Genomic DNA, 22,519 nt, shown 5'->3' with positions numbered 1-22,519 from the left:
ATAACTATGAATTTTATACAAAATACAAAGAATTTATTGATTCGTTTTTGTGCCCTAATGGTATTAATGACACCGGCTGTTCAGGCGGGATGGCCCAATGGCGGCGGCGGCGCTGGTTATGACAATGTGATTGCCACAGAAACCTCAATCACCGGATCGACATATGTACTGGGTCAGTTTGAAGGTACCGCTTATTTTGGTGACTTTGAATTAAACAGTGCCGGTCTCAAAGACATCTATTTACTCAAGGTTAAAATTAATGGCGATATTGAATGGGCGATTAAAGCCGGTGGCTCTTCTCAGGATATCCCACGTGATCTGGCGGTAGATGCCGCTGATAACGTGTATGTGGTCGGTGCTTTTTATGGTGCCAGTGACTTCGGTGGTGATGATGTCTCTGCCCAAAGTGATGTTCACAACGGCTTTGTGGCGAAAGCCAGTGGTGCCGGGGTGTGGCAGTGGGTGGAAAAAATTGGCACCAATGGCCATGAAAGTGAAGTCAGTTTAGTTCGTTCCATTGAAGGTGATTCAACGGTGATTCCGCCGGAGGAAGGTTCGATTTATATTTCCGGTTATTTTAGGAACCAAGCTCAAATAGGAAGCCAAAACTTTACTATTGGTTCAGGCGATAATAGTTCAAAATTATACATGGCTCGTATTGAACATGATGGCGACTGGCAATGGGCCCGTTATCGCAGCGGACAAACTTCCTATGGTGAAAAGCCAACAGCCATGGAGGTGGATCAAAGTGGCCGGATGTATGTCATCGGTGAAAGTACAGGTGAAAAGGATATTTATCAACAGGATTTCGAAGGTGTGGGTGATTACGGCTTTCCACCGGGCTGGTACAGTAACTGGAATAATAATTCCTGCCCGAACAGTTCGGCCAGAGCCCACGGTGTTCGGCAACATAATAAACCCGGTAATAACAGCCGAGATTTTTTTATCTCAGGCGTGCCCCAATACAATAATGACACCAACTGGTTGAATAACACCTTTATTTACAGCAGTTATTTCAATACCACTGAAATTGAGGATTACACCATCAGTGTGGATATTATAGAGGGTCAATACCCTTTTTCTGAACGTCCGGACAATGGTGAAAACTTGGAATTGTACCTGGCGGACCAAAATGGTTATAACCTGTATCATCTCGATACCTTTTACGGTGGGGGAGGCTATACCAATGGCACCTTTACCTATCAGATTCCGGCGCACATAAAGCCCAATGGTGCCCGTTTGGTGTTTCTAAAAGGTGTGAGTACATTTGCCTGTGGTGATTTCTGGCATTTTGATAACATTAAGATTGAAGGCATCGGTTCAGCGGAAAATTTTGCCTTTGAAGTTTCTCAAACCCTGACCAGTAATCCGGTGATTGGGGCAACAACTTCTTTGCCGGCGGATTTATCAATTGCTGATGTGGCCTATAACCCGGCCAGTCAAATGCTGGCTGTTTCAGGCACTAATCTGGCCAGTGGCACCGGCTATTGTAATAAAAACTTACCGGCCGGGGCTTTTGTGGCAAATTTAAACACCGCAGTGACACCTGATTTTAAATGTGAATGGATAAAAACATCAGAATTTGATAGTCAATCTGTGGGTGGCGGGGTGACCGTTGCAACCATAAACAATGAACATTATATTTATCAAATAGGTACTTTTTCCGGTAGCAGGACTTTTTATAATGTGGATAACCAATGTCTTGGTAATAACATAGCCACAGAGACAATTAACAGTCATGACAACACCGATGATGTCTTTTTGGTGTCCTATCGTGATGACGGTGTGGCTTGTTGGGTGACGGGGGGTAATACCTTTGATGACACCGATTCTTATCCGGCCATTATTGGCGACATCGAGCAGGAACACGGCATTGACATCAGTACCGATGGCCTGTCGGCTTTGTATATCACCGGTAACTTTGAATCCAGTATTTTGTTTGGTGAAGACATGCGTTTTAACGGTCAGGGAAAGACCGATATGTTTGTAACCAGCTGGGGTTTGGACGGTCGTCCGTTTCAGATTGAATCCTGGCCGGTGGGTGTGCCGTTAACACCACCCACAAATGCCTACGTTCAAAGCGCTACTTTGTTGCCTGATTTTTACCAGGATGGCGTACAATTAAATCCCGCTGATGCCCAGAAACTGTTCTACTGGTCACAGCCCATTCAAGGTCAGCCAGAAGGGCGCTTAATCCCACTACAACCGGTATCTGAAATTGAAATTCACTGGCGCGTCAGTTCATCACCGCAAGATGATAATCGGGTGATTACCATCGGCAGTGCCAACTGGCCCACCTCCCCCTGTGATGATGTGATGGTTACCAACTGTTATCAGGTGCATGTATCGGGTGCCCCGGTCGAAGTGGAACCGGCGTCCGGTGATACCCTGTTTTTTGATTTAGTCTATGCCGGCGGTGCCGCCGAGGTAAATAACCGGGTCTTTAATAACATGACATCCGGGTTTTCAACCCTCACTTACTTTAACGGTCCTACTCCAGAACCTTCCTTATATTCAGTGAGTGTTGAAGTGGTCAGAACCGTACCTTTTACTGCAGCGCCGTTGTTTAAAGATAATCAGGCAGCCACCATCGGTACCAAAATTACCGATACGCATCACAATGAAATCGGTCGCAGTGGTTATGTGGTGAATGAACTGGCATTTTATGATGGTGTCGGAACCAGTGCCGCTTATAGCCGTGCCGCCAGAACCGGAGACATAATTCCGGTGAACCGGGTGTCGTCATCACGGCCTCAGGACGTGGGTCGAGAACTGGTGGTGGCCTGGTATCATAATAATTACCGCGGAGTATTTTGGCCCGATAAACCGGTACGCTATAACCCGCAATGGCCGTTTGATCCGGACAAAATTATCATTGCCAGTGAACAAGGTGGTGAAGTGTTGGGTCAAGCCCCGTTAGACCCGCTTCAATACCCCTCGGTGCGTCTCTACATTCAGGATAATCCTCAGTTACCGGGTTATAACCCCAATGATGAACATGCCTTGTTTGCGCCATCCAACACCGGCAGTGGCCATGAAGCGATTTTTGCTTTGCGGTCTGATTTTGGCAGCCAGTTAAATGGTGATGAGAATGCTGCCTCAGATCCTTATGTACTGGTTAAATATTATGATGAAGTGGGCCAGGCATGGCGTTTTCGGGTGTTTGAAGTACTCGCCACCGGTGCCGGTTTCAATCAGTTCAACTACACCGGAACAGCCGCCACTTCAGTGTCGCCACCTTATCCGGTGGTGACTTTACCGAGTTGTGCAGAAAGCAGAGCGGTGGGCCAAGCTCAGGGTGAACAACCACCGCCACCGTTCTTCCAGGATTATAAAAACAAAATGTGGGCAAAATCGGCCGGCAGCGGTTCCTTACTTTATTATTATCCCTTACAGCCGGGTTATTTTTATGATTTGGATAACAACGATATTCAGGATGACATCGACAATGATGGCAATCCTGATTTAGACGGCACCTGTGTGCCCTGGCTGGCAAGGCTTTCAGAGGCCAAAGGTGGTACCGCCAATCCGACCCAGCCGATTGAAGTGGGTTATAACATCACCTGGCCGGCGGATATTCCACAGCTGGTGATTGGTGAAACCTTGTTGCAACCCAAAAATGGTTTACCCGCCATCAGCAGTCAGGCTTCAGTGGAAGTGGTTTATGATGATATATACAGTAATTTAGACAATCCATTGCCCACAGATACACTGGCGCAAACTATCGATCCCTTATCACCCCGATTTGTCCGGTTAGCAGCCATTCCTTCTGAAATTGCCACTGAGCAGCAAACCAATGGCCTGAAATCCATTTTGGGTTCAGCCGATGGCGTGATTAAATTACCCGCATCCATTAAAAAACGCCTGTCTTTTGATCCGTTAAACCAAAGGCTGACTTTAATCGGCTTATTTGATGAAAGGGGCGTGGGAGAACCTTTATTGGTGCCCAATGTATTGTCTAAAAATGACCGCGTGGCACTAAAAAAACTCAATGGCGGTGATGGCAGTGAAGAAGCCACATTTACAGGTGATTGTGGTTCAGTTGGCGACTGTAGTTGGGACCAGGCGGTAGAAGCCTTGTTCAGGTATTCCCGTAATCCCAACCGAATTGAGGCCATCTGTACATCTTCAATTGTTCAGGAAGGTGAGCGCATTTGTCAGGCCAACCGTCCGGTCAATGCCGATGATGTATTGATTGGTTTTCAGGACAGTAATCAGGATTATGTGCTTGAACCTTATCGGGCTGTGGGTTTGGGTAATGCCTTAACCGCCGGCAGTGCCCAGGGTAACGGTTTTATGACAATTGCTTTTAATAATGACCCAAGTTTAAATCCGCTACCAGTCAGTCTGAACATTATCCGTGTGGATTGTTTACGTTATCCGCAACCTCCCGCGCCACCACAACTGGTGAAGAGTTATCAGGGTCAACTGAATGTGATTGCGCCGGAAAATATTTTTGATGAACAAATCGTATTAAGACACAGTGGAGATTTTGGCGGTAATCCCGACGCGCTTGAATTTGAATGGTTTTTCCACCCCGATGATGACGGCACACCACCTCAACCCTTACCGAATCCCGACAGTGGTCAACTCAATGGCTGGATTAAATTTCCGGTGGCCAATCCCATGGGCGCCAATGAAATCACCATTGCTGGTGCCAATATTCAAACCTTGTCCGATAACTGGTATGTGGCCAGATACCGTGGTCTGCCGGCGTGCGACAATAACACCGAATGGAGCCTGTGGGCCGGACAACCCGGTGGCTCGCCGCTTAATGAGCGGGCACAATTAGCGGAAGGTTGGGTGAAACGGGTGCTGAACCGCCTTAATCCCTTTGATGCCCGGGTCCAGGATTTCAGTCAGGCCGCCACCAACAACTATGCCAGTATGCTGATTCAACTGGGTGAACGTTATGAGGGCGATATTGCCATGAACAATGACCCCGATAACCTCAACAGCATTGGCTTGATTGAGGCTTATACCACGGTCATGAACCGTGCCATGGCCCTCAGTGTAGATGCTACACCACCGGTAAATTACCCGCCGGCCAACAAAGCCATCTTACAAGTGGCCTCTAAACTGGTTGATTTTTATACCTTATTGGGTAATGAAGCCTATGCCGATGCCCAGGATCCGATGATTGGTATCACCAGTGAAAATGGTGCGATGACCATTGCCAGTACCTTATTTACATTCCAGAACCAACTGGATTCACTGTTGAGTGAAGAGTTGGCCTTACTGAGAGGCCGTGATGATTCACAAGGCGCGGTGGATGCGGCACCGGTTTATAACCGTTTGTTGTGGAATTTCACCAATGGTGATGGTGAAGTGGCCTATGCATTGAGTTACAACATTTCAGATATTGACGACAGTGGTGTGATTGATGTCTATGATGCCATTACACAGTTCCCGCAAGGTCACGGTGATGCCTGGGGTCATTATTTAACGGCCACCGATATTTATTACAATTTACTGCGCCATCCTTTTTATACATGGGAAAACAAAACCGAAGCCGTCAGTATTGCCGGATCGCCTTTCCAGGTGGATTATCTGGATGAACGACAGTTTGCCGAAACGGCTGCAGCCAAAGCCCGTACCGGGTCAGAAATTGTGCAGTTGACCTACCGCAATGCTTATGTGGAAGATCCATCCGGTCAGTATCAGGGATATACCGATAGCGACAGTGACCGGGCCTGGGGTGTTAGCGGATGGGCCAGACGTGCCGGTACCGGCGCCTATTTTGATTGGGTCACCGCCAATGCCATTATTCCCGATGAAGATAATGATCCGGATCATCAGGGCATCGAAGTGATTGAGCGTTCTAATATTTTAGATTTGAATGAAATTGTCGCCAGTTACAGTAATATTCAGGCTCAAATTGACAAAGCCGACCGAGGCCTCAATCCTTTGGGGCTGGCCACCGGTATGGTACCGTTTGATATTGATCCGGATGCCGTGGCTGATGGGGAAACCCACTTTGAACAAGTGTATGAGCGGGCCATTGAAGCCATGGACAGTCTGGTAGATGTGTGGGATTTTGCCAATCAAATCACTAATTTACTTCGACAGAATCAGGACAGCGTGGAAGACATCTCCCGAGATTCCAGAGCCACTGAAAATGACTTTAATAATCAGCTGATTGAAATATTCGGATTGCCCTATGAAGATGACATAGGTCCCGGTGGAACCTATCCGGCGGGCTACAACGGGCCTGATATGTATCATTATATGTACATCGATACACCGGCTTTGGCGGGCACTGAGTTTGACTTCAGTTGCACCCAAACGGCATCTAACGGTGATTGTGTCGGCTATGATCCTGATAACAACAAAGTTGGTGTGGTCAAGGAGTTTACCGGTACATTCAGTCCGGTGGCCGGAGGCATAAATTTCTTTAATATGGGACCGGCACCCATAAACGCCCCGAATCCACCGAGTCCGGCTTGTGCGGATAATCCATTGGGTAAAGGCTGTGCTTTGGGTGAACTCAATGTGACGGATTCTCTATCGGTTAAATACCGCACGGTGGAATCAGCTGACTTGGGCTTCGCCTTTGCCAAGCCCGAAGAGTGGGACAGCTCGCGACGTGCTGTGGGTCAATTGCAGGAAATTCAACAGGAGATGGTGATGGCCCGGGTGGCGGTGCGTCAGGCCATGATAGATTATGATAATCTGCGTCAGGAAATTCAAAGCAATATTGACACCCTGGAAGCCACCTATAACATCACCGAGAGCACCATTGATATAAAAAATCAGGCAGCATCAGAAATAACCGCCCTCAAGGCGACTTCTTTTACCCTTCAAAAAATTGCTGCTGTGGGCCATTTTGCAGCCGAAATCATTGATACTTCGTTTGAAAACACCGCAGAATGTATCCCAAGAAATATGATTGCCGGTTTAGCCGCCGGTGGTGATGTGGCCTCAGGTGCGGTGTGTGCGGTTAACTTTGGTGGTGATGCCACGGCCTTTGCTGTAGATAAAGTGGCCGACGGGCTGGAACAGGTGGCCAGTGCCACGGATTATGCAGCAGAATTGGTGGGCAATGCGGCCGAAACAGAAGTGATGCTCAATGATGCGGCTTTGGATTTATTTAATGTGTCCGGTGAAATAGCCATCTTATTGCGAAAAGAACCGGCCTTGCGGGCAGAAATATATGCCCGGGCCGAGGCGGCGCGACAATTGGTGGGTAAATTTAACACCACCTTAACCCGCGGTTATGAAGTCTTTAAACAATATGAGGCATTCCGACGACGCGGTGCGGCCGCCATCCAGGAATACCGCTATGAAGACATGGCCTTTAGAATTTTCCGCAATGATGCCTTACAGAAATACCGCGCTGCTTTTGACAATGCCGCCCGCTATGTCTATATGGCCGCCAAAGCCTATGATTATGACACCAATTTATTGGGTTCAGATGCGCAATCAGGGCAGAACTTTTTGACCGATATTATTCGCGAACGCGGGATTGGTCAGATTGTCCGGCGTGAACCGCTGGTTGGTTCCAAAGGTTTGTCAGATCCCATGGCACGTATGAATCTCAACTTTAGTGTATTAAAAAGCCAAATGGGCTTTAATAATCCGCAAGTGGAGACCAACCGTTTCTCTTTGCGTTATGAGCTGTTTCGGGTACCCAAAGAGGAAACCAGTGATGACACATGGCGTCAGGTACTGGCAGATCACCGGGTTGATAATTTATGGGATATCCCTGAATTCAGACGCTATGCACGCCCCTTCGCCCCGGAAAGCGCCGGTCCGCAGCCGGGCATTGTCCTAACCTTTGACAGTAACGTGCTGTTTGGTCTGAATTTCTTTGGTAATAAACTCGGTCCGGGTGACAGTGCTTATGATGCCAGCCAGTTCAGCACCCGGGTACGTGGTGTCGGTACATGGTTTGAAGATTATGCTGGTTTGTCGCTGTCCAATACACCCAGGATGTATCTGTTCCCGGTGGGGGCTGATATTCTCAGGTCGCCATCGGCGAATGATTTCAGTATGCGTGAATGGCAGATTGTGGATCAAAAAATACCGGTCCCCTTACCCTTGGGTTCGGGGGATTTAGATACCTTTGACTGGTTACCAATCATTGACAATCAGGTGGGCAGTGCCATCGATATCAGACGCTATTCACAATACCGGGCGCATCATTACAGTGAACCCTTCGACCCAAGCGAAATCATTTCAAGTTCTCGGCTCATTGGACGGTCTGTGTGGAACCGTAAATGGATGATGATTATACCGGGTGCCGGTTTCTTGAATGATCCCAATGAAGGACTTGACACCTTTATTGAGGGTAATTTGATTCAAGGAGGTGGCGGTGAACGTGATGGCAACGGCGTCAGCGATATCCATCTGTTCTTTACAACCTACTCATACTCAGGAAATTAATGATGAATATGCAACGAATAATTAAAATCACGCTGATAATCTGCCTTATGATTTTCGGTGCTGAAAAAATTGACGCTAAACTGTCTCAGCCTGATTATGTGTTGTATGGAACAGCCACCTGGTTTGGCGGTCCATTGGCCGCCGAATCTGAAATCAGCCTGTACTTAGAAAGTCAGCTGCTCACCGTGAGCAAATATTCAATGGGTACTGTGGATGCACTTAATGGCTTGTATGCCTTGCGGGTACCGATGGACAGTCTGGATCCGCGCACTTATGGAAAAGCGCGGCCCGGTGACCCGGCCAGTGTGTATATTAACGGTCATAAAGTGGCCGAAATACTGATTGGTGATTATGGGCGGGCTGAACGTCTGGACATTGATCCGATGAATTTAACCGGCAATCAGGCGGTGATTAACATCCAACCGGCTTCATTACATGAAGGGGATTCGGGTCAGGTTGAAATGATGTTTGATGTGACTTTGTCCGCCAGTTCACAAGAAACGGTGACTGTTGACTGGGCCACCCTTGACGACAGTAGCCCGGTGGCGGCGATAGGTGGTAACAACTGTGACTTTGATATAGATTATTTGATCGCAAGCGGAACTGCTGAATTCTTGCCCGGCAGCACGGTGACATCTGTTGGCGTTTCTGTATGCGGCGATACACAAATTGAACCAAGTGAAACCTTTGAAGTGGTGCTGTCAAACTCCGAAAACGGGGTGATTCAGTTTGACCGTGCTGTTGGTACCATTTTGGATGATGACGGACAGCCGCAATTAAGGGGTTTTGACCAGGTTATATTTGAGCCTCAAAGTGGTGTGCTTAATTTTAATTTTAACCTCAAATTGTCGAGAAGTTATGAACAAGATGTTACAGTCAGTTACAGCACCCAAAACGGCTCAGCCACAGCAGGCAGTGATTTCAACGGAATATCCGGCGTGTTGATGATTCCGGCCGGTCAGCAAGACGCGGTTATTAGCGTGGATATTCTGGCCGATGTCGAAACTGAAGACATCGAAACTTTTCAACTGGTGCTCAGTAATCCTGTGAATGCCACTTTGGTGAATAACCCGATGATCGCTTTTATCATGGATGCCAATCAGGATGAGCAAACCAAACCGGATCAGGATCGCGGTGTGGACAACACCAGCATACCCGCGCTCACCAGTCCCACTGATGTGGTGTTTGCCCCCAATGGTCAAGATGTCTACGTGGGGACATTGTATCAGGGTGGTCACCTGATTCATCTGGGCTTTAATAAGGGTCGCCTGCCGCTGAAACAAATTCTTAATAACCAGGTAAGCGGTTTTGAATCGGCATTGTTGAATAAAATACGTGATGTAAAAATGGCCGCAGACGGACAAACTTTGTATGTCGCTGCCAGTGGCGATCATGCCATAAATGTTTTTAATCGCGATGTCAACAACGGACAGTTAAGCTTGCTACAAGTGGTTGAAAATAACAGTCCTGATAACATGGGTCTTGACGAAGTGTTTGCCATGGCACTCAGCCCCGATGGACAATTCTTATATGCTGTCGGCAGTTTGTCTGACAGTGTGGCTGTGTTTTCTGTGTCGGCAAGTGATGGTCGTTTGACCTACGTCGAGCATGAAACTAATTTGATGGATGATGCTTCAGATGCCGGCCCGCCGGTTAGTTTCATGGATCGGCCGATTGATGTTCAGGTGTCACCGGATGGTGCGGCAGTCTACGTGGCGGGTGATTATTCATCCTCCTTGTCTGTATTTGAGCGTGATAATGTCACGGGTCACCTGGTATTTGCCGAGAGCTTTAAGTCCGGCATTAACGGCGTACAAAATTTAGGTGGTGCCGCGGCCTTGTGGCCCACCACTGACAATCAGTATGTTTATGTGGTTGGCCGTGCAGACAATACAGTGGCCCGATTTTCCGTCAATGGCCCGGCCCAGCTTACCTATGCGGGAGCCAACACCAAATCAGCGGCTGATTTTATTGGCTTGGAAGCGCCCACAGCCATTATGGCCAATGATGATGATAGTCGCATTTATGCCTTGGGTTTTGATGATTCCAGTATGGTGTCATTTACCCGTGGCAATGTCGGTGGTGATTTGGAATTTGCCGATATAGAGCAAGATGATATTAAGGGTGTGGATTTATTGGCCGGTCCGGTGGGCATGGATTTAAGCCCGGATAACAAGTGGATTCTGGTGGCAGCCGCCATTGACAATGCCATTGCTGTGTTCAGAACCCATTTAAATGATTTAATTTTTGATGATGGATTTGAAGAATAAGTTTGTCAGCAAATGATTTTGTATCAGAGCCGATTGTTTTGACGCCAGACTTTCGGCTTTTTTTGTGTACAATAGACGGTTTATTCAGATTGATCAGGTATGAGTCAGAAAAATTCAGCGGATTTAACACAATTACGCGATCAGATTGATGCCATAGACACCAAAATTCAATCTTTGATTGCCGAGCGTGCCGGTATAGCGGGTCTAGTGGCAGCCAGCAAGCGTCATAACAAATCAGCTGTCTATTATCGACCTGAACGCGAATCACAAGTTCTGCGGGCTGTGAAAGCACGTAACCAAGGGCCGTTATCCGATGAGGTTTTGGTGCGTTTGTTTCGAGAAATTATGTCCGCTTGTTTGGCGCAACAAAAACCTTTAAAAATTGCATTTTTAGGACCTGAAGGTACGTTTTCTGAAATGGCGACTTACCGCTATTTCGGTCATTCCGTTCAGGCCATGCCCGAGTCCAGCATTGATCAGGTGTTTACCGAAGTGGAGGCGGGGGTGGCTGATTTTGGTGTGGTGCCGGTTGAAAATTCCACTGAAGGCGCGGTGAATAATACACTGGACATGTTTATGTCCTCGCCACTGAAAATCTGCGGTGAAATTGATTTACCGATCCATCATTATTTGATGAGTAAACAACAACGGCTGGATGATATTAAAATCATCTATTCTCACCGCCAGACACTGGCGCAATGCCGGGGGTGGTTAAAGAGCAATGCACCTGACATTGAAACCGTGGCGGTGTCCAGTAATGCTGAAGCCGCTCGGCGGGCGGCATACAGTGAGCACGCTGCCGCCATCGCGGGTCAGACCACCGCCGCTTTGTATGGATTGCACATTCTGCATCAGCAGATTGAAGATCAGGCAGATAATGCCACCCGGTTTTTAATTATCGGCAATCAATTGCTGGCGGCCAGCGGAGATGACAAAACGTCTTTAATGATTGCCGCTAAAGATGAGCCCGGGCTACTCTACCATATTCTCAGACCCATGAACGAACAAGGCGTGACCATGACCCGTATTGAGTCACGGCCGTCGAAAAGAAAACGCTGGGATTATGTTTTTTTTATTGACATGATCGGGCATGTGGATGATAAGCCGATTGCTGCCACACTCCGGGAAATTCAACGTTTTACGCAGCAGGTCAAGGTATTGGGATCCTATCCGAAGTCAGTTTGAAGCGCGCAAGCACAGATGCAAATTAAGCGGCTTTACTGTATAATGGCGCCCGCTCTGTAAGAGCAAAGACAGACTGATTCAAAAGCCCAAAGTGATGTAACATGTTCACTTTTGGGGGACACCCTGGAATTCCGTACGGAATCTTTCACACAATCAAACACAGGTCTGATCAGACCTGGGTCATGAGGAAACATAATGAATATCTTTGAAACCATTGATAAAACTGAGCATGAAGAAGTTGTTTTTTGTCATAACAAGGACGTGGGTTTAAAAGCCATCATCGCCATTCACAACACTGTGTTGGGTCCCGCTTTGGGCGGTTTACGTATGTGGCCCTATAAAACCGAAGAAGAAGCCCTCAAAGATGTGCTGCGTTTATCGCGCGGTATGACGTATAAAGCTTCGGTATCGGGATTAAATTTAGGCGGGGGTAAATCCATTATTATCGGCGACCCCAAAACCGACAAATCAGAAGAGCTGTTTCGGGCATTTGGTCGTTTTATTAACTCTTTGGGTGGCCGTTATATTACCGCAGAAGATGTCGGTATTGATGTGAATGACATGGAATATGTGTTCCAGGAAACCGAAAATGTGGTGGGTGTTCATCAGGTGCATGGCGGCAGTGGAGATCCGTCACCGTTTACCGCCTATGGCACTTATCAGGGCATTAAAGCCAGCTTAGAAAAACGTTACGGCAACCAGAATGTGGGTGATTATACGTATGCTGTGCAAGGTGTTGGCCACGTAGGCATGGAGTTGGTAAAATTATTACATAAAGACGGTGCCAAGATTTTCGTTACCGATATCAATGAAGAAGCGGTGCAGCACTGTGTGGATGAACTGGGTTGTGAAGCCGTTGCTTTGGATGATATATATGATGTGGATGCGCATGTGTATTCACCCTGTGCTTTGGGTGGAACGGTCAATGATGACACCATCAATCGGCTTAAATGTAACATTGTTTGTGGCAGCGCCAATAACCAACTGGAAGAAAACCGTCATGGTGATGAGTTAGAAGCCAAAGGTATTGTTTATGCACCGGATTATGCGGTTAATGCCGGTGGACTGATGAATGTGTCCATTGAGTTGGAAGGTTATAACCGTGAGCGGGCTTTGCGCATGACCCGTAATATTTATTACAATATTAAACGTATTTTTGACATTGCTGAACGTGACGGTATTTCTTCATGGAAAGCTGCTGACCGCATGGCTGAGGAACGGATTGAAAAGATGGGTCGGGTCAAACTACCCTTTATGAGTCAAAGCCATGTGCAATTCTCAGGCCGCACCAAAAATGGAACTCAATGATGGATTTTGATACCGCTGTCAGTGAAGAACTCGAGTTACTGCGCGATACGGTGCGTAAGTTTACTCAGGAAGAAATCGCCCCGCGGGCCGAACAAATCGATCACGATAATTTATTTCCGGCCGATTTGTGGCAAAAAATGGGTGAATTGGGTTTATTGGGCGTCACCGTGCCGGGTGAATATGGCGGATCCGAACTGGGTTATTTGGCCCATTTACTCATTATGGAAGAAATATCCGCCGGATCGGCATCAGTGGGCTTGTCCTATGGTGCCCATTCAAACCTCTGCATTAATAATCTTTACAAACACGCCACCGAAGAACAGCGACAAAAATATTTACCTAAACTGTGTTCCGGTGAATATGTCGGTGCGCTGGCCATGAGTGAGCCGGGTGCTGGTTCAGATGTGGTGGGTTCGATGAAATGCCATGCGGTTAAAGCGGGTGAATACTGGGTAGCCAATGGTAACAAGATGTGGATTACCAACGGCCCTGAGGCCGATGTCTTGATTGTCTATATGCGCACCGCCGGAGCGGAAGCCGGCTCAAAATGCATGACCGCTTTTTTAGTCGAAAAAGGTATGCCGGGTTTTTCCACCGCGCAAAAACTGGATAAACTGGGTATGCGGGGTTCCAACACCTGCGAATTGGTGTTTGAAGATTGTCGTATTCATGAGTCTCAAGTTTTGGGCGAGGTGAATCAGGCCACCTCGATTTTAATGGCCGGACTCAATACAGAACGGCTGGTGTTATCCGGCGGTCCATTGGGGATTATGCGGGCTGCCTTAGAAACCGCCGTGCCGTATATCAGTGAACGCCGTCAATTCGGTAAAGATCTGGGTCAGTTTGGTTTGATGCAGGCTAAAATCGGTGAAATGTATTCAAACTACCAGGCCGCGAAGTATTTTGCTTACGGTATTGCCAAAGATTACGATGCCGGGATTGAATCAAGGTTGGATCCGGCGGCCTGTTTGTATTTTGCTTCGACCCGTGCGGTTAAAGTGGCTTTGGAAGCCATCCAGGCCCTGGGTGGCAATGGCTACATCAATGAATACCCCACCGGCCGTTTATTGCGCGATGCCAAACTGTATGATATCGGTGCCGGGACCAATGAAATTCGTTTAATGCTGATCGGTCGGGAGTTGTACCGACAAGCCAAAAACAATTGAGGAATTTATGACTGAAATAAATACGCAAGATGTCTATATTGTCACCGCCAAGCGAACAGCGGTGGGTTCTTTTCAGGGCGCTTTAGGTAATACGCCATCTCCCCAGATGGGCGCAGCCGCCATTCGTGCTGTTATGGAAGAGTCAGGTGTCATTGGTGAACATGTTCAAGAAGCGTTGATTGGTTGTGTGCTGCCCGCAGGCGTTGGACAAGCACCCGCAAGACAAGCGGTTTTAGGCGCTGAATTACCCATCAGCGTACGCTGTACCACGGTGAATAAAGTCTGCGGTTCGGGCATGAAGACCGTGATGATGGGCCATGACGCCATCAAAGCAGGTTCCGCCCAGGTTGTTTTGACAGGTGGCATGGAATCCATGTCAATGGCACCGTATTTATTACCCAAAGCCCGCGGCGGTTATCGCATGGGACATGCCCAAATGTTGGATCACATGTTTTTTGATGGTCTGCAAAACCCGTATGATGGCAATATGATGGGTCATTTTGCCGAAACCTGTGCCGATAAATACAATTACAGCCGTGAAGCGCAGGATGCCTTTTCGATTGAATCGGTCAACCGTGCCAACAAAGCCATCGATAATGGTGCATTTAAAGCAGAAATTGTACCGGTGACCGTTAAACAACGGCGAGACACGGTGGTGGTGGACACCGATGAAGAGCCGGGTCGCATTAATCTGGACAAAATCAGTCAACTGCGACCGGCCTTTAAACCCGATGGCGGAACCGTCACGGCGGCCAATGCCTCAAAAATATCTGATGGTGCCGCCATGACCCTGTTGGCCGGTGGTGATTATGTCCGCGAACAGGGCTTAAAACCGATGGCTAAAATCGTTGGTCACAGTCAGTTTGCACAAGCACCGGAGTGGTTTACCACCGCACCGGTGGGCGCCATAAAGCATTTAATGGAAAAAATAAACTGGTCGGTGGAAGACGTTGATTTATTTGAAATTAATGAAGCGTTTGCCGTGGTCACCATGGCCGCCATGGAAGAATTAAATATTCCCCATAACAAGGTCAATGTCAACGGTGGTGCCACTGCATTGGGACATCCCATCGGCGCCTCAGGCAACCGGATTCTGGTGACTTTATTGTATGCTTTAAAAGCACGGGGTCTAAAACGGGGCATTGCTTCGTTATGTATCGGCGGGGGTGAAGCCACCGCCATTGCCGTCGAGTTGTGTGAATGAAGGTTATTGATACACAAATTGATGCTTTAAGTGAGGCATTTTTAGAAAACAGTGCTTTTATGACGTCCCTGGTGTCTGATTTAAAGCAACAATTGGCCCAAACGGCGGAAGGCGGTTCAGCGCGTTCGCGTCAAAAACATCAAGACCGCGGCAAGCTGCTGGTGCGTGATCGCATCGACTTGCTGCTTGACCCGGGTAGTCCGTTTTTAGAATTATCCGCATTAGCCGCTCATGGCATGTATGGTGATGCGGCACCGGCGGCCGGTATGGTGGCCGGTATTGGTCAGGTGCATGGACAACAGGTCATGATTGTGGCCAATGACGCCACGGTTAAAGGTGGCACTTATTTTCCGATGACGGTGAAAAAACACCTCAGGGCCCAGGAAATTGCCCTGGAAAATCATTTGCCCTGTGTTTATCTGGTGGATTCCGGCGGCGCATTTTTGCCATTACAGGATGAGGTGTTTCCGGATAAGGAGCATTTTGGTCGAATTTTTTACAACCAGGCCCAGTTATCGGCTAAAAACATCCCACAAATTGCCGTGGTGATGGGCTCGTGTACCGCCGGTGGTGCCTATGTACCGGCCATGTGCGATGAAGCCATTATTGTTAAAGAGCAGGGCACCATTTTTCTGGGTGGTCCACCACTGGTCAAAGCCGCCACCGGTGAAGAAGTGGATGCCGAGTCTTTGGGCGGTGCTGAAGTCCATTCCAGTGTCTCCGGCGTCACCGATCATTTTGCTGAAAATGATGAACATGCATTGCAAATGGCCCGGAATGTTCTGAACTTTTTAAACCGGCCGAAACATGATTGGCTCACACAGGACAAACCCAAAGAACCGTTATACCCGAGTCATGAACTGTATGGGATTATCCCGCAGAGCACCCGTACCCCTTATGATGTGCATGAAATCATTGCCCGGCTGGTGGATGGCTCTGAGTTTCAGGCTTTTAAAGCCAAATACGGCAGTACTTTGGTGTGCGGTTTTGCGCGCATCAACGGTTATCCGGTGGGTATTGTGGCTAATAACGGCATTTTATTTTCAGAATCGGCTTTAAAAGGTGCCCATTTTGTGGAATTGTGTAATCAGCGCAATATCCCGTTGGTGTTTTTACAAAATATCAGTGGCTTTATGGTGGGGCAAAAATACGAAAATGAGGGTATTGCCAAAGCCGGCGCCAAAATGGTGACCGCGGTGGCCTGTGCCGCCGTGCCCAAATTCACCGTGGTGATTGGCGGTTCATTCGGAGCCGGTAATTATGCGATGAATGGTCGGGCTTATGCCGGTCGATTTATGTGGATGTGGCCCAATGCCCGTATTTCGGTGATGGGCGGTGATCAAGCCGCTTCCGTATTGGCCACCGTCAAACAAGACGGCTATGATAAAGCCGGCAAAGAATGGCCAAGTCAGGAAAAAGAACAATTCTATCAAAGTATTAAACAACAATATGAAGACCAGGGTCATCCTTACTATGCCACCGCCCGGTTATGGGATGATGGTGTGATTGATCCCGCGGACACCCGCACCGTTTTGGCACTGGCCTTAGAAACCAGTTTGAATGCGCCGGTTGAAAAAACCCAATACGGTGTCTTTAGAATGTAATTTTGGAGTCATTATGCAATCTTTTAACACCTTAACATTAACCGTAGATAAAAAAGGCCTGGCCACAGTCACCATGAATCGTCCTGAGGTGCATAACGCTTTTAACGCCGAAATGATTGCCGAACTGACCCAATGTTTCAGACAGCTCAATGCAGACAAGTCGGTGCGGGTTATTTTACTACAGGCTGCCGGCAAGTCATTCTCGGCCGGTGCCGACATAAACTGGATGAAAGGTATGGTCAGTGCCACCCAGGAAGAAAATAAAAAAGATTCAGAAAACCTGGCCGCTTTATTGCGCACCATTAATTTTTGCAGTAAAACCACAATCGCAAAAGTGAACGGACTGGCTTTTGGCGGTGGCGTCGGCTTAATATGTTGTTGCGATATGGCCGTGGCTGAAGACAATGCCAAATTTGGCCTCACCGAAGCTAAATTAGGCTTGGTGGCTGCCGTCATTTCGCCTTATGTGATTGATGCCATCGGTATGCGCAAAGCGCGCCGTTATTTACAAACCGCAGAAATTTTTGATGCCCACCAAGCACAAGCCATGGGTATTTTGTCCGAGTGTGTTGACAGTGATGATTTGGATTCTAAAGTCGATGAAATTATCCTGGCCCTGTCAAGCACCGGTCCCAATGCCAAAGAAATCAGCAAAAAGCTGGTGATGTCCGTGGTTGGACGCACCTTGCCCCAACAGAAAAAAATCGACGAATACACCACCCAGGTGATTGCTGCAGTGCGGGTCTCTGAAGAAGGTCAAACCGGTCTTAAAGCCTTTTTAGATAAACAAAAACCCAATTGGTCCTGACCGTTGATTTAAACAGAATTGTATTTGACTGCCCAAATTCGTCACATGACTCAGACCTTCATGGGTAAAAGGTGTAAAACTTCATTATTTAGCCTTAGGCAATTAAAAAGATTGCAAACCCCGTCACAGTTTGTAGAATAGTGTTAGGTTTATCGGTTGAATGGTTTGATTTAACTGGTTTTTATTGTCCGGCATTAAAAGAGAACAGTCATGTGGCGAATGGTTATAATTGTTATGTTGTTGGTCGGTGGTAACTGGGCCATTGCACAAGATGAGGATGACCAGAAGAATCAATCTGAAGAACAAACTCGGCGACCAAGCTGGTCATCGGGGTTACCCGAGCGACAAAAACCCGAAAACATTGCACGACCGGATTTGAGTCGTGATTTTGAAGACGAATTAACCATTGACCGTTCAGAGCTGGGATTAGAGCGTCCCAAAGTTGACATGCCTGATCCGGTACTCGAACAAGCCCCTTTGAATGAAGAACAAACGCCTGACGATGTGACACAAATGTCTGAAGAGGCTCCGGCCGATGATATAAAATCACCTCAGGTGATAGAGCAGCCGGTGGTGGCTGAGCCAGAACCAGAGCCAGAGCCAGAGCCAGAGCCAGAACCAGAACCAGAACCAGAACCAGAACCGATTATTTATCAATGGCGGGTGATTGAACAAGCGGATGTTGATTTTCCCTCACGAGGCGTCAGAAACCAAATCAATGGATGGGTTGATGTGGAAGTCACTTTGAATCCGCAGGGTGACGTGGTGTCAGCCCAAACGGTGGATTATTCAGATGAAGCAGGTATCTATGTCGAAGCTGCGGAGGCATCCATACGACAATGGGTCTTTGAACCCCCGCAGGATCAGGGTGTGAATGAGCTGGTGAGCAGGGTTTACCGCATTGATTTTGTACCGCCTGAAGTACAACAGCCTGTATCCACGCAAACCAGTGCCATCAATGAACAACCGGTTGAAGAAGATGCAGCTGCAAATGTGCCAGCACAGCAGGATTCTGATTATCAGTGGCAGGTGCTTAACCAGGTACCTTTAGACTACCCGATTGCGGCCGCCAGAAAACGTCAGGAGGGCTGGGTGGATATTATGGTGACCATTAACCCGGAAGGTGAAGTGGTCAAGCTTGAAGAAGAACGCTATTCATCGCGAGGTCGGATATTTATCGAACCGGCCAAAGCCGCTTTGTTACAATGGCAATTTGCGCCACCCAAAGATCAGGGTATTAACAACAATGTTTCGCGCAGTTACCGCATTGAATTTAAACTTTAGGTTGTTTTGTTCACCATAGCCCTGATTTCATAGAGTTTTTCCAAGGCTTGTCTGGGGCTTAACTCATCGGGATTGAGTTGGCGCAGATAGGCTTCATAGGCGGGAGGTTCGGTTTTTATAGGGGCTTGTTGTGCCGCATCAAACAGGCTCATTTGTTTGGATTGTGTGTGTTCTGATTGTTCCAGATGTTTGAGATAATGTCTGGCTTGTTGAAGTGTTTTTTCGGGCAGTCCGGCCAGTGCAGCCACCTGAATGCCGTAACTTTTGCTGGCGGCACCTTTTTTCACTTTGTGTAAAAAAACAATGCGATTGTCATGCTCTATGGCCGTTAGATGCACATTGATGACGCCGTTTAATTCATGCGCCAGTTCGGTCAGTTCAAAATAATGGGTGGCAAACAAACATAAGGCGCAGTTTTCTTTGGCCAGATGGTTGGCACAGGCATAGGCCAGCGACAAGCCGTCATACGTGCTGGTGCCACGACCAATTTCATCCATCAATACCAGGGAGTTTCGAGTGGCCTGGTGTAAGATGGTGGCGGTTTCACTCATTTCCACCATAAAAGTTGAACGCCCCCTGCTGAGGTCATCGCCGGCACCAATGCGGGTGAAAATACGGTCTATGTCGCCAATCACTGCTTTTTGGGCAGGTACAAAACTGCCGGCTTTGGCCAGCAGTACAATCAATGCCGACTGGCGCATATAAGTGGATTTGCCCCCCATATTGGGTCCGGTAATCATGTGCATGCGGCGCTTGTTGTCCATCGCCAAATCATTGGCTTCAAAAGGATTATCTAAATGGTACTCAACAACAGGGTGTCGTCCCTGAACAATTTCGATGTTTATGTCTTCATTTAACTCGGGACGACAATAATGATGCAACACCGCATGGGAAGCTAAATTACACGCCGCATCGATTTCACTTAAAATCTCAGCGGTTTCCTGTAAATCACTGATAAACGGTGAAAAATAATCTAACAATTCTGCGTATAATTGTTTTTCGTACGCCAGTGCTTTTTCTTTGCTGCTGAGAACTTTTTGCTCAAATTCTTTTAATTCCGGTGTGGTATAGCGTTCTACGGCCTTTAAGGTTTGACGTCGAATGTAATGGTCTGGAACCTTTTCGCTGTGCTGTTTGGATACTTCAATATAATAACCGTGCACCCGGTTATAGCCGACTTTCAAGGCCTTGATGCCGGTGTTTTCCTGAGCTTTGCTTTCAAAATCCAACAAATATTGACCGGCATCGCTGCTGATGGTGCGTAATTCATCTAACTGTGGGTCAAAGCCATCAGCGATGACACCGCCATCTCGAATCACCACCGGCGGGTTATCCTTAACCGCTTTTTGTAGATGTTCGGCGATGTCCTTATGGATTTTTAAACTACGTGCTAAATTTGTTAACACTGAATGCTCTGAAGCATTCAGTTGTTGCTGAATGTCGCGGGCGCAAAACAAAGCCTCTTTGAGTCCGGTCAAATCCCGCGGACGGGCGGTTTTCAGGCTGATTCTGGACACCATGCGCTGCATGTCTCCGATACTTTTTAGATGACTTTGGCAGGATTCATATTCGGCTTGGTTGATGAAAGCTTCGATTAAATCCAGGCGCTGATTAAGTGTTTTATTGTCACGCAGGGGTTGTTTAAGACGTGCCCTTAACAAACGGGAGCCCATCGGTGTACTGCAATGGTCTAAAAAACCGCACAAAGTCAGTTGGTCCTTATTGTCCGGGTGGTGATCAATCTCCAGGTTTTTACGCGATTGGGCGTCAATGTGGAGGTAATCATGAAGCTGTTCCAACCGGGGTGGCTTTAAATGCTGTAAATCAACTTTCTGAGTGTGCATGATGTATTGCAACAAAGCACCGGCTGCCGGTAAGACAGCATCACCGGTTTCAATACCAAAACCACCTAAATCATGAACTTTATAGAGCCGGGTTAACAGATCAAATGCGCTGTCTGCATCAAAATCCCAGGGTGGTCTTTGTTGCAGTGTGTAATCCGATAAGTCTTCCACTAACTGACTGCTTTCACTGACCAGTATTTCACTGGGTTTAAGCCGGCTTAATTGTGCCAAAAGGGTGGTGTAATCGTTAATGCGCTGAACATAAAAATCACCACTGCCCATGGATAAATATGCCAGCGCCCATACGTTTTTTTCCGCAAAAATCGCGAGTAATAAATTATCATTGCGGGCATCCAGCAAGGCTTCTTCGGTGATGGTGCCCGGGGTGATGATTCGCACCACCTCACGTTTGACCGGGCCTTTGCCGCTGCCGGGTGCTTCCACCTGTTCACAAATCGCCACCGACAACCCCTGTTTCACCAGTTTGGCCAAATAATTATCCGCAGCATGATAAGGAATACCGGCCATGGGTATGGGTTTGCCCGCAGATTGACCGCGTTGCGTCAGGGTGATGTCCAAAAGCCGCGCCGCCTGTTTCGCATCTTCAAAAAACAATTCATAAAAATCACCCATGCGATAAAACAGCAGCATATCCTGATAATCGGCCTTGATTTTAAGGAACTGTTGCATCATGGGGGTGTGCTGTTGTGTCATGGATTGATTGCTTTGGGTCAAATAAACCGCTTATTCTACCAAAAACAAAAGCATAAAATGAGCCACATATACCAACCAGGAATCAGTTAAAATAGGGGGACTTTATAAGCTGTTGAAATGCTGATGATTGTGCCTTTAAAGTTACATGACGTCACTGCCGTTGACAAATTAACCCGTCCACAACAAGATCAAAAAATCACCCTGCAGTCACCGGCGTTATCGGTATTGACTGATTTTAAACAGTATCAGCCGTTTCATTTAAACCATAAAACAACCGCCAAAGAAGCCCGGTTAATCATGGAAAATGCCCATGCCCGTTTGCGGTTTGTGGTTGATGATGCAAGTGGATTTTTGGGTGTGGTGACCCTCGATGATCTCAGTGAGCAGAAAATGATTCAGAAAATGGCCGCGGGGCACCGGGAACATGAGATACTGGTGACAGATTTCATGCAAGACCGGAATCAGTTAAAGGCTTTTGATTACACGGAATTGTGTCGTGCTAAAATCATTGATGTGATTGAGACTTTAAAGTCAAAACGCCAGAAGCATTGTCTGGTTGTTGATCGCGACAGCCATGAAATTCGCGGCATTATTTCAGGATCTGATATTGGTCGGGCTTTGGACATGCCCATCAATATAAACCGGGAATCAACTTTCATCGACATTGCACAGGCCATATTGAGTTCAATGGATCATTAAAAAAAATCAGTTGATTCTCACTTTTTGCGAATGGGGTGGGTAAAATCC

The 22,519-nt window shown here is 47.5% G+C and carries 11 protein-coding genes; 10 read left to right on the top strand and 1 reads right to left on the bottom strand.

Annotated features, from left to right (window positions below; all coding sequences use genetic code 11):
* The first annotated feature begins 6 nt into the window (after window positions 1–6).
* The 9 genes from IEV16_RS10770 (at window position 7) to IEV16_RS10730 (ending at window position 19,214) form a co-directional block, all read left to right on the top strand.
* Window positions 7–8,385 carry a hypothetical protein gene (locus IEV16_RS10770; RefSeq protein ID WP_188365714.1) on the top strand — a complete coding sequence of 2,793 codons (8,379 nt, stop codon included), beginning with the start codon at window positions 7–9 and terminating at the stop codon, window positions 8,383–8,385.
* Window positions 8,386–8,393: 8 nt separating this feature from the next.
* Window positions 8,394–10,655 carry a beta-propeller fold lactonase family protein gene (locus IEV16_RS10765; RefSeq protein WP_188365713.1) on the top strand — a complete coding sequence of 754 codons (2,262 nt, stop codon included), beginning with the start codon at window positions 8,394–8,396 and terminating at the stop codon, window positions 10,653–10,655.
* Between the two features lie 99 nt (window positions 10,656–10,754).
* Window positions 10,755–11,840, top strand: coding sequence for a prephenate dehydratase (pheA, locus tag IEV16_RS10760; RefSeq protein ID WP_188365712.1), 1,086 nt, complete (start codon window positions 10,755–10,757; stop codon window positions 11,838–11,840).
* Between the two features lie 195 nt (window positions 11,841–12,035).
* Window positions 12,036–13,148: a Glu/Leu/Phe/Val dehydrogenase dimerization domain-containing protein gene (locus IEV16_RS10755; RefSeq protein ID WP_188365711.1), complete on the top strand. Its 1,113-nt coding sequence runs from the start codon at window positions 12,036–12,038 to the stop codon at window positions 13,146–13,148.
* Window positions 13,145–14,314, top strand: coding sequence for an acyl-CoA dehydrogenase family protein (locus IEV16_RS10750; protein WP_229728329.1), 1,170 nt, complete (start codon window positions 13,145–13,147; stop codon window positions 14,312–14,314). The genes IEV16_RS10755 and IEV16_RS10750 overlap by 4 nt, the downstream gene beginning before the upstream one ends.
* 7 nt (window positions 14,315–14,321) lie before the next feature.
* Entirely contained in the window at window positions 14,322–15,518 is a 1,197-nt protein-coding gene (locus IEV16_RS10745; RefSeq protein ID WP_188365710.1) for a thiolase family protein, read from the top strand.
* Window positions 15,515–17,122 (top strand): carboxyl transferase domain-containing protein, encoded by a 1,608-nt coding sequence (locus IEV16_RS10740; RefSeq protein ID WP_188365709.1) that lies wholly within the window; start codon window positions 15,515–15,517, stop codon window positions 17,120–17,122. Before IEV16_RS10745 ends, IEV16_RS10740 begins: the two co-directional genes overlap by 4 nt.
* A gap of 13 nt (window positions 17,123–17,135) precedes the next feature.
* Window positions 17,136–17,930: an enoyl-CoA hydratase/isomerase family protein gene (locus tag IEV16_RS10735; protein ID WP_188365708.1), complete on the top strand. Its 795-nt coding sequence runs from the start codon at window positions 17,136–17,138 to the stop codon at window positions 17,928–17,930.
* A gap of 219 nt (window positions 17,931–18,149) precedes the next feature.
* Window positions 18,150–19,214 carry an energy transducer TonB gene (locus IEV16_RS10730; protein ID WP_188365707.1) on the top strand — a complete coding sequence of 355 codons (1,065 nt, stop codon included), beginning with the start codon at window positions 18,150–18,152 and terminating at the stop codon, window positions 19,212–19,214.
* On the opposite strand, the gene mutS is transcribed toward IEV16_RS10730, so the two are convergent.
* Window positions 19,211–21,772, bottom strand: coding sequence for a DNA mismatch repair protein MutS (gene mutS, locus IEV16_RS10725; RefSeq protein WP_188365706.1), 2,562 nt, complete (start codon window positions 21,770–21,772; stop codon window positions 19,211–19,213). The two genes, IEV16_RS10730 and mutS, sit on opposite strands and share 4 nt — an antisense overlap.
* Before the next feature lie 123 nt (window positions 21,773–21,895).
* On the opposite strand from mutS, the gene IEV16_RS10720 reads away from it, so the two are divergent.
* Complete coding sequence (locus IEV16_RS10720; RefSeq protein ID WP_188365705.1) at window positions 21,896–22,471, top strand: CBS domain-containing protein; 576 nt, start codon at window positions 21,896–21,898, stop codon at window positions 22,469–22,471.
* The last annotated feature ends 48 nt before the right edge of the window (window positions 22,472–22,519 follow it).

Source organism: Marinicella pacifica, assembly GCF_014636635.1.
Taxonomy (GTDB): Bacteria; Pseudomonadota; Gammaproteobacteria; order Xanthomonadales; family Marinicellaceae; genus Marinicella; species Marinicella pacifica.
Note: the sequence above shows the minus strand (reverse complement) of the source record. Positions and strands in the feature narration are given on the sequence as shown.